The organism is Gracilibacillus ureilyticus (assembly GCF_900111195.1).
GTDB lineage: Bacteria > Bacillota > Bacilli > Bacillales > Amphibacillaceae > Gracilibacillus > Gracilibacillus ureilyticus.
This window is the reverse complement of record NZ_FOGL01000002.1, coordinates 37,874-50,476: the sequence shown is the minus strand read 5'-3', so window position 1 is coordinate 50,476 and position 12,603 is coordinate 37,874. Positions and strand designations below refer to the sequence as shown.

Annotated in this window: 10 protein-coding genes; 5 read left to right on the top strand and 5 right to left on the bottom strand. The window is 39.5% G+C overall.

What is annotated here, in order from left to right; genetic code table 11:
* Positions 1–13 precede the first annotated feature (13 nt).
* The 3 genes from BMW36_RS03265 to BMW36_RS03255 all read right to left on the bottom strand — a co-directional run bounded on the left by BMW36_RS03265 (position 14) and on the right by BMW36_RS03255 (position 3,557).
* Positions 14–853, bottom strand: coding sequence for a sugar ABC transporter permease (locus BMW36_RS03265; RefSeq protein ID WP_089738994.1), 840 nt, complete (start codon positions 851–853; stop codon positions 14–16).
* Complete coding sequence (locus BMW36_RS03260) at positions 853–2,148, bottom strand: carbohydrate ABC transporter permease (protein ID WP_089738992.1); 1,296 nt, start codon at positions 2,146–2,148, stop codon at positions 853–855. Before BMW36_RS03260 ends, BMW36_RS03265 begins: the two co-directional genes overlap by 1 nt.
* A 98-nt stretch (positions 2,149–2,246) precedes the next feature.
* Positions 2,247–3,557, bottom strand: coding sequence for a sugar ABC transporter substrate-binding protein (locus tag BMW36_RS03255; RefSeq protein WP_089738990.1), 1,311 nt, complete (start codon positions 3,555–3,557; stop codon positions 2,247–2,249).
* A gap of 443 nt (positions 3,558–4,000) precedes the next feature.
* Between BMW36_RS03255 and BMW36_RS03250 the strand changes: the two genes are divergently transcribed.
* Entirely contained in the window at positions 4,001–5,758 is a 1,758-nt protein-coding gene (locus BMW36_RS03250) for an alpha-glycosidase (protein WP_089738988.1), read from the top strand.
* A gap of 150 nt (positions 5,759–5,908) precedes the next feature.
* Complete coding sequence (locus tag BMW36_RS03245) at positions 5,909–6,535, top strand: flavodoxin family protein (RefSeq protein ID WP_089738986.1); 627 nt, start codon at positions 5,909–5,911, stop codon at positions 6,533–6,535.
* A 141-nt stretch (positions 6,536–6,676) separates the two neighbouring features.
* On the opposite strand, the gene BMW36_RS03240 is transcribed toward BMW36_RS03245, so the two are convergent.
* Both BMW36_RS03240 and BMW36_RS03235 read right to left on the bottom strand, forming a co-directional pair.
* Positions 6,677–7,327 (bottom strand): YdeI/OmpD-associated family protein, encoded by a 651-nt coding sequence (locus tag BMW36_RS03240; RefSeq protein ID WP_089738984.1) that lies wholly within the window; start codon positions 7,325–7,327, stop codon positions 6,677–6,679.
* Positions 7,324–8,190: a ribokinase gene (locus BMW36_RS03235; RefSeq protein ID WP_089738982.1), complete on the bottom strand. Its 867-nt coding sequence runs from the start codon at positions 8,188–8,190 to the stop codon at positions 7,324–7,326. Before BMW36_RS03235 ends, BMW36_RS03240 begins: the two co-directional genes overlap by 4 nt.
* 272 nt (positions 8,191–8,462) lie before the next feature.
* Between BMW36_RS03235 and BMW36_RS03230 the strand changes: the two genes are divergently transcribed.
* The 3 genes from BMW36_RS03230 to BMW36_RS03220 all read left to right on the top strand — a co-directional run bounded on the left by BMW36_RS03230 (position 8,463) and on the right by BMW36_RS03220 (position 12,580).
* Entirely contained in the window at positions 8,463–9,479 is a 1,017-nt protein-coding gene (locus BMW36_RS03230; protein ID WP_089738980.1) for a DUF5050 domain-containing protein, read from the top strand.
* Positions 9,480–9,509: 30 nt separating this feature from the next.
* Complete coding sequence (locus BMW36_RS03225) at positions 9,510–10,145, top strand: MreC domain-containing protein (protein ID WP_089738978.1); 636 nt, start codon at positions 9,510–9,512, stop codon at positions 10,143–10,145.
* 734 nt (positions 10,146–10,879) lie between these two features.
* Entirely contained in the window at positions 10,880–12,580 is a 1,701-nt protein-coding gene (locus BMW36_RS03220) for a sensor domain-containing diguanylate cyclase (protein WP_139180285.1), read from the top strand.
* Positions 12,581–12,603: the final 23 nt, after the last annotated feature.

The window sequence follows — 12,603 nt, the reverse complement described above, 5'->3', positions numbered from 1 at the left end:
GCAAGTTCATCCATTAACCCTTTGTACCCCCAGCGGTCAGCCCTGATATGAGGTAACGTTGTAAGAATAAATAAACGGTCGCAACAGGAACAGCTATTAAAATAGAACCTGCAGCAAATCTTGTGAAATTATTAGCAAAACGGTCATTGATAAAATTAAACAAACCAACAGCCAGTGTGTAGTTATCCTGGCTTGAGAGCACAATGGACGGTAACAGGAAATCAAAAAGCGGCATCATAAAATTAAATAATGCTACTACCGCCAAAATCGGTTTCGCCAATGGCAGCATGATGCTCCAGAAGACTCTTAAATGACCCGCGCCATCTATTTTTGCCGCTTCGTCCAATTCGCGAGGAATTGTATCAAAATAACCTTTTACAAGCCATGCATTAAATGGAATCTGACCGCCAAGATAAACTAATATCAGCCCTGTTAATGTATCAAGCATACCAATCATATTTAGAAAGATATACAATGCAACCATTGCCATCATTACAGGGAACATTTGCAGCAGCAAAAAGACATACAATGCATTTTTTTTGCCGACAAACTGGTATCTTGAAAAAGCATAAGCTACTAATGAAGTAATAATTACACTACCCGCTGCAACAGAAATAGAAACAATCAGTGAGTTCTTATACCATAACAGATAATCACTTTCCTCACTAAAAAGCCACTTATAATGTTCCAGTGAGAAGTTTTCCGGAATAATGGAAGATGAGTATAAACTTGTGCCCTGATTCAATGACATTCCAACCGTCCAGACAAGCGGGTAAAATATAATTATACTTGTTATCACAATCACTAGGTACATCAATGTAACTTCTATTTTGGATTTTTGTTTCTGGTTCATTATAATTCACCCTCTTCTTTGAATGATTTCGTTTGTCTGAATTGATAAAAGGCAAATCCGGAAATAATCAGACCCATGATAAGAGAGATTACTGCAGCCATTGCATAGTTATTCGTTTCAAAAGTTAACTTATATACCCACGAAATAAGGATATCTGTCCCACCAGCATTTGAATTTCGAACAGGCGGGCCACCTTCATTAAACAAATAAATAATATTAAAATTATTGAAGTTTTGTGCATATTGCATAATCAATAATGGTGCAGTTGCGAAAAGGACATGTGGAAAAGTAATATAGCGGAATTTTTGAAAGCGAGATCCGCCATCTACGTCTGCTGCTTCATACCAGTCCTTCGAGATACTCTGTAACACACCTGTGAACAGGGCAAAAATAAACGGGAAACCCAGCCATGTCTGGATCATAATGATGGCTGTCCGTGCATAGATTGGTTCACTAAGCCATGGAATACCTTCCCCGCCAATCAGCGGAATAATAATGTCCCGGTTAATTGTCCCGAAGTCATCATTAAACATCGCGGAGAAAATTAAGATGGTAACAAATGCAGGTACAGCCCATGGTAAAATTAAAATGGTACGAATTAATTTCTTAAACCGGATTCTCGGATCATTTACAATTAACGCCAAAAATAAACCAATTGCAATTTGCAGTGTTGTTGCGACAACTGTCCATACAATGGTCCAAGCTAAAACACTTATAAATGTTTCCTGCCAGATTGGTACTGTAACGAGTTCTTTAAAATTATCGAACCCGATCCACTCAACAAGATTCCTTGGTGGTGAGTTGTATAAATTATAATTGGTAAATGCGAGTAAAACAGAAAAGATAAGCGGGAATATGACGACAAAGATCATTAGTAATAATCCAGGAACCGTCATTAAATATGGGAATGCCGTATCGTAAAAATGAATAATAGTGTCCTTGAATCCTTTCGGCATCCATCCATCCTTTATTTTTTTCGCCTGATTACGCGCATCTATCACATTCCATACATACAATGCGAGCAGGATGATTGTTGCTATTAATGATAATACACCGAAAACCAATAACCGGATAGAATGGTCCGTACCCGGAATGGTACCTAATGTCCGTAAACCCCATAATCCAAAGTTAATCGAATCCAGTAATGTTATTAAAAAGGCAACCTCCAATATGATAAATATGGTACCTTTTAAGAATCTGCGGTTGTACAGCTGCCCTAACCCCGCAAAAATGATGGAAAGAATTGTGGCAACATTGGGATTATGATTTTTAAATTTATCGGTTTTGTGATTCAATTTGATTACCTCCCCAATAGAACAGAAAAAATGAGAGGGAAGAAAAATTCTTCCCTGTTAAGATTACGGTGCTAAAATTCAGAAGACGAAAGCTCTTTTTATTGAGCACCACTAGCGTCAATATTTATCTTGATTTGTTCTACTGCTTCCGGCAATACAGAAGATGGATCTTCCCCTTCAGCAAGGAACTGCAATGCATTATTCATCGGTTCCCAAACTTGTGACATTTGCGGAGTACTTGGCATCGGCACACCGTTTTCAATTTGCTCACTAAATGTACTGAAGATTGGATTTTCAATCGACTCTAATGCATTTGTATTTGTCGGTAATTCACCTGCAACATCAAAGTAATGTTTCTGGTTTTCCTCATTCGTCATAAATAACGCAAGATCTGTTGCCCATTCTGTATTTTCGGAATAATACGAAACCATCCATGCTTTTACCCCAACAAGTGATAGTGCTGCTTCCCCATTCATATCAGGGAACGGTGCAAATCCAAGGCTGTCGCCTAATGCTTCTGTGTAACTTGGAACACTCCAAGGGCCGTTGATAACAGCTCCAACTTTTCCTTCTGTAAATAAGCCGTCAATAATATCAGGGGTAGTAGAAGGTGGAATCAGTCCATCGCCAAAGAATGACTGGAATAATTCTCCGCCCTCAATAGCTCCTTCATTAGCTAACCCAATATCTGATGTATCATATGATCCATTTTCTCCGCCAAATATATAACCGCCATTTGTTTTAAAGAATGGATAAGCAAAATATAAATCATTCGGCTTCATCAGGAATCCGAATTGGTCCTGAGATGCATCCGTGTTTTCTTCCAGGGAAGCTTTTAAGTCTTCCATTGTTTCTGGCGCTTCCATGATATCCTTGTTATAGAAAATTCCGTATGTTTCAATTACTGCTGGTACACCATAATAATCTGATTGACCTTCATATTCATACTGTACAGATTGAAGGGATGCTTCACTGTATCCACCAGTATCTTCGTCACTAATTTCAAGAGGCTGTGCCAAACCCTGTGCTACGATATCACCGATTCGATCGTGAGGCTGGAAAAACAGATCCGGCCCTCTTCCTTCCGGCCCTGCAAGTGACAATTCATCTAATTGTTCTAACATTGATTTAGCGACTACATTCACTTTAATACCGCTTTGCTCTTCGTAATCTGCAGCTATTTTTTCAATTGCCGCTAACTGTTCTTCTTCATCATTTGCCCACACCGTCAATTCTTCCGGTTTATCTGCTTCAGAAGAATCACCTGAGTTGTCTGTCGTTTCTCCTGATGTATTCTCTTCATTACTATCTGAACTTGTTTCTTCCTCTCTGTCTGGAGCACACGCTGTAGTGATAACGATTGCAAATAATAGCGAAAATAAAACCAGTAAAAACTTATTGCTTCTCATCTAATTTCTCCCCTTTTGAATTATATTTGCGCAATCGCTTGCGCTTTATAGTGTCTAATTATACATAGGACTCGTTATTTACGCAAGCGTTTTCGCAGAAAAAATAATAAATAATTTTTCCTACATTAAATGTCTTTTTTAAAAATATAAAAATGTTGACATCACTTTTCATTTGTTGTAATAATAATGTCAACAGCTATGGCAAATACCTGATATATAAATTTGAGGGCACTGTTTTTGTATCATATACAAACAACCCCGGCTTTTAACAAGGCCGGGGTTATTCGTTTAGGAAAAGGGGAATAGATACAAAAAGCTGCAAAAATAAGGGATTCTTGTTCAAAAATCCAATGATTTAGCGAAAACGATTGCGCTTTTTGTTAGGCTGGATTATTTCTATTCACAGGTACCATATAACTTATCATACAGAAAGGGGAAACGATATGTTTATTGAAGCAATTAATCACAGAGCAGTTAACCAATACGTTTATGCAAGAGATAAAGAGACGGTAGAGATTCTGCTGGAGACAAAAAAAGATGATATAGAAAGTGTTGAACTGATATTTGCTGATCCGTATGATTTCAAAGGCGACAAATGGCAATATAACACAATAGATATGACTAAATCCGGTTCAACCAAAAGGATAGATTACTGGAAAATATCTGTTAAACCGGAATTTCGCAGACTTCGTTACGGTTTCCGATTGACAGACACAGAAAAAACGCAAGTTGTTTTCACGGAAAGAGGCTTTTATGATACACCCCCTGCCGATATAGGTAATTTCTTTTGTTTTCCGTATCTACATGAACTGGACATTTTCCAGGCACCTGACTGGGTTAAAGATACAGTCTGGTATCAGATTTTCCCTGAACGTTTTGCGAATGGGGATGCTTCTTTAAACCCTGATGGTACATTGCCATGGGGCAGCACTGATCCAACACCGACTAACTTCTTTGGTGGTGATTTTCAAGGGGTAATAAATCATCTGGATTATTTGCAGGAGCTGGGAATCACAGGTATATACTTCACTCCTATATTTAAAGCACATTCGAATCATAAATATGATACGATCGATTATTTTGAAATTGACCCCCAGTTTGGTGATAAGGAAACATTTAAAGAACTGGTAAGAGAGTGTCATAAGCGCGGGATTAAAGTAATGCTCGATGCCGTTTTTAACCATAGCGGATATTACTTCGAACCATTTCAGGATGTATTGAATAACCAGGAAGAATCCCGTTATAAAGAGTGGTTTCATCTGTGGGAATTCCCGGTCAAAGCGGAGGGGCATCCAAACTATGATGCTTTTGGATTTGTTGCATCAATGCCTAAACTGAATACATCTAATCCCGAAGTGAAAAAGTATTTACTGGACGTTGCCCGCTACTGGATTGAAGAATTCGATATCGATGGCTGGCGCCTCGATGTTGCCAATGAAGTCGACCATGCATTTTGGCGTGATTTCAGAAATGTGGTGAAGACCGCAAAACCCGGTGCATATATTTTAGGAGAAATCTGGCATGACTCTATGCCATGGCTGCAAGGGGATCAGTTTGATGCTGTGATGAATTATCCATTTACTAACAGTGCGGTTGACTTCTTTGCCAAACAGGAAATAACAGCAGAAGATTTCGCTGATAACCTGACAGGCATTCTGCATATGTACCCTGCTAATGTAAATGAAGTCGCGTTTAATTTACTGGACAGCCATGACACACCGAGGATATTGACTGTAGCCAATGACAACAAACAGCTTGTTAAGCTTCTATATCTGTTCCAGCTGTCATTTACCGGGACACCTTGTATTTATTACGGGGACGAAATAGGTATGACTGGCGGCGGGGATCCCGGCTGCCGAGCTTGTATGATCTGGGCTAACGAGAAGCAGGACCAGAGGCTGTTTAGCTTTGTTCAAAAGCTGATTCAATTAAGAAAAACGATCCCTGCATTCGGAAACAAAGGGACTTTCCGCTTTTTAGCAGCAGATAATGAATCAAATACAATCGTTTATGAAAAGGCCACCGTAGATGAAAAGCTTATTTTTGTTATCAATAACAGTAAAAACAAAAGCAAAGTTACTGTAAAAGAACTAGCAAACCAAACGGCCGAGGATTTGTTTACTGACGAAACGTTCACATTTACGGAAGAAGCAGCAATTTCCGTAGAGCCATACGGGTATTTCTGCTTTAAAATTAGTTAAATAGATAAAGAGGATAGGCCGGGCAGTTCCCGGCTTCTTTTTTTGCGAATACAGTTAATGAAAAGGACACATTCCGGCTAGATAACTTCTCATCAGAAAATGTTTAGTTTCTTCCTATTCAGGAAAAGTGTTAACTAGGAGAGTGATAAGATGAAACCATTGAAAGCAGTCGTTTTAAATGCTTCCTTAAAAGATTCCTCTGAGCCTTCTAATACACAGGCACTTACAGACGAAGTGCTGAAAATTTATTCAGAAGAGCAGGTGGAAACAGAATCTATCAGACTGGCAGATTATCATATCTCACTTGGCATTAGTGATGATATGGGAGAAGGTGACGAATGGCCGCAGATTTTAGCCAAAGTAAAAGAAGCCGACATTCTGATTATCGGGACACCGATATGGCTTGGCGAGAAAAGCAGTCTGGCTACATTAGCAATCGAGAGATTATATGGCAGCAGTGGAGAAACGATGGATAACGGACAATCTATTTTTTATAATAAAGTCGGCGGAGTAGTTGTGACAGGCAATGAAGATGGAGCCAAACAAGCAGCAGGTTCTATTTTATACGGCCTGTCCCATATCGGGTTTGTTATCCCGCCGAATGTTGATACTTACTGGGTCGGAGAAGCAGGACCAGGTCCCTCTTATATGGAAGGAAAAGGATCAGAAAATTCTTTCACCAAAAAACATGTAGAAATGCTCGCATATAATACGATGCATCTTGCAAGGATATTTAAGGAGCATCCTATCCCAGCCAAAGGGAATATACAGGAGTAAGACCTATTTTTATGAAAACAGAACAATCGGGGAAAAAGGTCCGGGAGAAGGTAACCCCGGACCTTTTGTTAAAAACCTTCCCTTAACAGGAGGACTTCCTGGTCGTAAAAGGAGAACTTTTTAGCCGTTCCCTGCTTTTCTTTATTTCTTATTCTGCCGGAATAAGTCCACTGACTTATATCCCTGGGAAAGGATATCAATCATCTCCGCCTTGCGCTTTTCACGTGTTCTCGTTTGCTTCGCTGAAAATATAAAACGAGCCCAATTCCTTTTATATCCTGGTGTTAATTTTTGATAGAAGGTTAATTCCTCAGGGTGATTCTCTAATAGCTTTTCTATATCTTTCACTTGGTGTTCATAATCAGCAACACACTGGCTGGAGGCAGATGTCTTTTTCGCTTTCTTCTTCTCACGCTTTAATCCGACAACGGTAAATACTTCATCCATGCTCACCATCCGCGAGAATTTAACATCACTCTTACCGACATAGCCATCCTCATCGACCTTCAGTGCGGGGAATATTTCATCCCTGTGAACGAATGTTTCATACTTCTTGTTTCCTTTTTTCGGGTAAGCAAAAAATAAGTAGCCATTTTCACGCAGGCATTCTTCCCTTATTATTTTCTTTGTATGCTCCACCATTTCGCCAACCGTTTCTACAAAGATGTAAATGGCGTCATGCCCTACAGATAAATGATCATCGTATCCATTAAACAGCTCATAATCTTCCGGCTGATTCAGTACGGCCACCTTCTCATATTTCTGCAAATTTAATTTATTGATGATTGTCATGTTCGGCTTATCCTCTCTTCCACCTGCTTTAATGTTGGCATGCCTTGTTGTGCTCCCAAGTGCTCTATTGCGAGGGAAGCTGCTATATTTGCTTTAAAGATCGCGTCTTTTACCGGTAGACCTGAAGCAATGAAAAATGCCAATGCTCCGTTAAAAGTATCTCCAGCTCCTGTAGTATCTACAACATTGGAGGCATATGTATCGATAATACTGTTCTGATAAGACGCCCCCTTAGAACCTATTGTTGTAATAAGTTTTTCCTGATATTTATCCTTGCTGTCGTCGAAAAGGAGGTTGCCCTCTTCCTCATTTGGTGTAATATACAACGCCTTTTCGTACACATGGGCAGGAAGTTCAATAGCAGGTGCGGGGTTCAGGATAAACGGAACCTGCTTTTCACTGCATAAATCAGCACACCAGATGATCGTCTGGATAGGGATCTCCATTTGCATGAGCACCATATCACTGTCCAGGACTTTTTCTTTCCATTTATCCACATAGTCTTTCGTAACAGCCTCATTCGCTCCTGGAATAATCATTATCCTGTTATCTTTTTCGTAAAGAATAATATTGGCAATCCCTGTGCTTAATTTCTGATCAATATCCACACCCGAAGTATCGATATTTTCATTGTCCAAATGTGCTAATAAATCATTACCGAGTGCATCATTCCCTACTTTTCCTATCATAGAAACATGAGCCCCAAGTCTTGCAGCAGCCACTGCCTGGTTTGCACCTTTTCCTCCTGGCTTCATCTCAAAAGTATCCCCAACCATTGTTTCCCCTTGATTGGGCAACCTTGATACAGATGTTAGCAGGTCCATATTGATACTTCCTACAACTGTTACTCTTGGTTTATCCATTCTTTCACCTCACCTGTACCATCCTTATTTGCGGCATGCATGATGCAGAATTATACTGCCAACAAAGACTACAAGTTATTTTAAACTGATTATACTAAAAAGGTGGCATGGGATCCAAACATACTTCAGAGATAACATCACCCTGTTCTGGAAGATTAGCAACTGTTCTTGGATAACCGATAATAGAGGAGATACCTTCCATCCCTTTCCTCTAAACAAACGGGAAGTTGGACCGATATATATACAGAACTTTTAACAGGAGGTGAAGACATATGCGGATAAAATTATTACTCTTACTCTCGGTAATGGTCATTCTTAGCGCCTGCTCAGCCAATGAAAGTGATGCTAAAGTTGAAAATGAAGCGGGTAAGCATACGGAAATTAAGGAGCCGGATGAGAAAGAGAAACAGGAACCTGTTGAGGAAAAAATATCTTTTACCAACAGCAGTGGAAATATAAACGCCGGCGGGGATTACCTCATGTTAGATGACTGGATTTATTTTTCTTATATCTTATCAGATGGGCATTTATTTAAGATGAAGACTGATGGAACCGAAGCTGTACAGTTAACAGATTATCCAGTGAGCAATCTTCAAATTGCAGGTAGTTTTATTTACTACATTAAAGTGGACAATTCATCAGGATATCCACTACACGAGTCTTTACATAAAATGAGGCTGGATGGCACGGGAGAAAAGGTGATCATAAACCAGCCAATCGGGAACTTATATGCTTCGGGAGATGATTTACTATTTATCATGGATGGGTCTGTTTATAAGTGGAATACAGCAGATGAAGAGCAAACTAAACTACCTTATGCCGCTCTTTCCATGAGTGTATCCGACACGAGGATTGTCTATTATGACCATGATGGTTACCACCTTGGCAATACTGAAGGAACAGAAGACAGGTTCCTGTTTCTGGAGAATTACGGGGAATATATTTTAGATGGAGAAGACCTTTTCTATACCATATTTGAAGGAGACTCCGGATTATTTCACTATTCTTTACCGAATGATACTCAAGCGAACCTTATCAGTAAAAAGATTGATTATTTCAATGTCGACAGGAATAACATTTATTATTCATCTGCAGAAGCAGAGGTTGATCGGACGATATATGAACTCGACAGAATGAGTCTGGAAGAAAATAATCTACATACAGCTGTCAGCGAGATCCATGTTTTTGATGAATTATTAATTGGCGCTTATTCCCGTCAAGGGGTTGGAGCAATAGTCTTAGTAAGCCGGGAAACAAAAGAAGCAGTCGAAATGGTACCTGTTAAGTAAAAATTACATAAGCATAGGAGTTGAAAGAACATGCAGCAGGAATCAAGAAGTGAGTTACATCAACAACTCTCACAAACAAAGCAGAATTTAATCAAATTACAGGAGAATTACCGGAATTACCAGGCATTACTGCCAGAGGTAAAGTTACTAAAGTGGTGGCAGCATATTATTGTATGGTTTATCTTATTTTTCGGGGTCGCTTACCTCATTGACATTGTCACATACCCATTTCGTTCATTGTTTAATGTGGGCGAGCCTAGTGATTTTCTAGTTTATCTTCTCATGGCCATCTTCACGATTTTTTATATTATGGGCTATACGAAATACGGCAGATATAAAGAGAAGAAGGCACAGGAAAAACTGGAGAAGCAGACAACCGTTCTTCAGCGATTAGAAGCCGAAAAAGAACAGCTTCTGCAATTATTAGACTATTCGATAGTTCCGGAAAAATACTGGACAGTTCATGCGATCCAGATGTTTGAGGAATATATTCAAAATAGCAGGGCAGACAGCTTAAAAGAAGCGATCAATCTGTACGAGCAGGAGCTTCGTCATGAAGAACACATGCAGGAAATGAGACATTTAAAACAGCTTCAGGCGGCAACCTATCAAAAAGCACAAGAAGCATCTACACTGGGATGGATTAACTTTTTCACAAGAAGATGATAAAATCGGGACTTTTAATAGATCCGGCAGGAAAGGCCGTTAGAGTTGAAGCACCTCCTGAATTAGGGAGCTTTTACCTGGACCAAATTTTAAGAAAGCCGAAACCACAGTCAGTAACGGGTGGTTTTGGCTTTTTTTGCGGTTGCTGAGTAAAGGCAAAATTACGATCGATAAGAATAGCAGAAAAAGCCTTCCCTACTTTCCATATTAGGAGTATGATATAATAAAATGAGACTTTTGAACCCCATAAACTTTTGAAAAAGTAGAACCGGGTGTATTATAGACGGTTAGTAATAGATACATATACCCGCAACTACGCTCATGAGGGGTATGGATAAGCGATTCCCGCGGGGGGATTGGATATCGTAATGATGATAGACCTCTCCCCAGATTAATAGAGAGGTCTATTTATGATTTAAATAAAGCTGTCATCCCATCATTACGCCCCTAGGAGATGCAAATAAAATTTTATATATAACAAACGAAAAGACGAACATGCTACATCCAAGAAAGAAGGTGACATTCTGAGACTTAAACTTATTGGCATACTGTTTTTCACATTATTCCTGGCAGCATGCGGAACTCCATATGGAAGCGTTACAACAGATTTCACAGCAGATGAAGGAGAGATAAATTTATCTGCATGGGATCAGGAAGAGGAATTAATACCGTTAAATGGAGAGTGGGAATTCTACTGGAACCAGCTATTGGAACCGGGGGACTTTTCTGAAGGAGTGATAAGTAATGAAGCGAGTGTTGTCAATTTACCGCTCATTTGGAATACCCATACGATAGCTGGAGAAACCTTACCAAGCGAAGGCTATGCCACATTCCGGTTAGAGGTGACAACAGCAGACACGGAAAATATATTAGGTTTGCAGGTTCCTGTGATGTTTTCCGCTAATAAATTGTGGGTGGACGATAGACTGATTGCCCAAAGCGGAGAAGTCGGTATAGACCAGAGTACGAGTATACCGCAGAAGCACCCTCGGGTGGTTTATTTTTCACCAGAATCCAGCAGTTTCACGATAACGTTACAGATTTCTAATTATCATCATGTCGATGGTGGAATCCTGGACCCTGTCATTCTTGGCACATCTGATAACATCCATGCAAGTCATATGATGGAAGTTATTTTTCAATCGGTAATCATTGGTTTTCTCGTGTTAGCAGGAATCTATCATATCGGCCTTGGCGTTTTCCGACGGACAGAACCATATTTCTATTATTTTGGATTGCTCTGTTTAGTGGCAGCTTTCCGGTATTTAATGGTTGGTGATGTATTCTTTACGAAGTTTTTTCCGAATGTTGATTGGGAGCTTGCGAATAAACTGGACTACATTAGCCTATATTCCCATGTTCCGTTATTATCAATGGTCATTTACCGTCTTTATCTGAAGGAAAGTTACAGATGGTTTACTATCATCACGATAATCGTTGCTGTTATTTATGATCTTCTTACAATATTTACAGAAGCGAAAGTTTATCTGTTATTTGAAGTCTATTTTCATCTATTCATGATTATATGTGTATGCTATTCTTTGATTGTCCTTGCGAGATCACTGAGAAGCAAACATGCGGAGAGATACTACCTGTTAATCGGAATCGTATTTTTAATGATTACAATTCTGATAGATATTTCTGCAGAATTTCTCCGCTTACCGGATGTTGATGTATATCCTATCGGGATTGTCTTTTTCGTTATATGCCTGTCCCTGGTTATATCGAGAAGACTGTCCAAATCGCTTGATCTGTCAAAAAGTCTGGCGAACGACTTAGCTCAGCTTAACAGTGATCTGGAAGCAAAGGTTGAAGCACGTACCAATCAATTACAGCAATCGAATAAAAAGCTGAAGGAATTAAATGTTAAACTGAAAAATATGGCATTAGTCGATGGATTGACGAATATCCCGAACCGAAGACAATTTGATGATTATTTCAAGGAACAAATGGAACTTTGCGCAAAAGAGAAAGCACCAGTTTCCATCCTGTTTTTAGATATTGATTATTTTAAAAAATACAATGATTGGTATGGACATCAAAAAGGTGATGAATGTTTGCAGCAGGTTGCCCAGGAACTGGATAAGCAAATCAGCTCACTGCCCGGCGGATTAGTGTCACGATATGGTGGTGAGGAATTCGTTGGTCTGATTCCGCGATTAAATCAGGAAGAGGCAGAGCGTGTTGCAAGAGATATCAATAAACAAATCGAACAGTTGGAAATAGCGCACCACACTTCGCCGGTTTCCAAATATGTCACTTTAAGTATCGGCCTGTATACAACAGTTCCTGATAAGCAGATGGACTTGAACAGTGTGTTAAAACAAGCAGACGAAGCACTGTATCAGGCAAAAGCTTTAGGAAGAAACCAGGTAGCGTCAAAAACCGGCACAGGAAATGTCGTGCCATTTCAGCCAAAAGAAGAAAGATCCTAACAGCAACAATAATTTAGTCGATT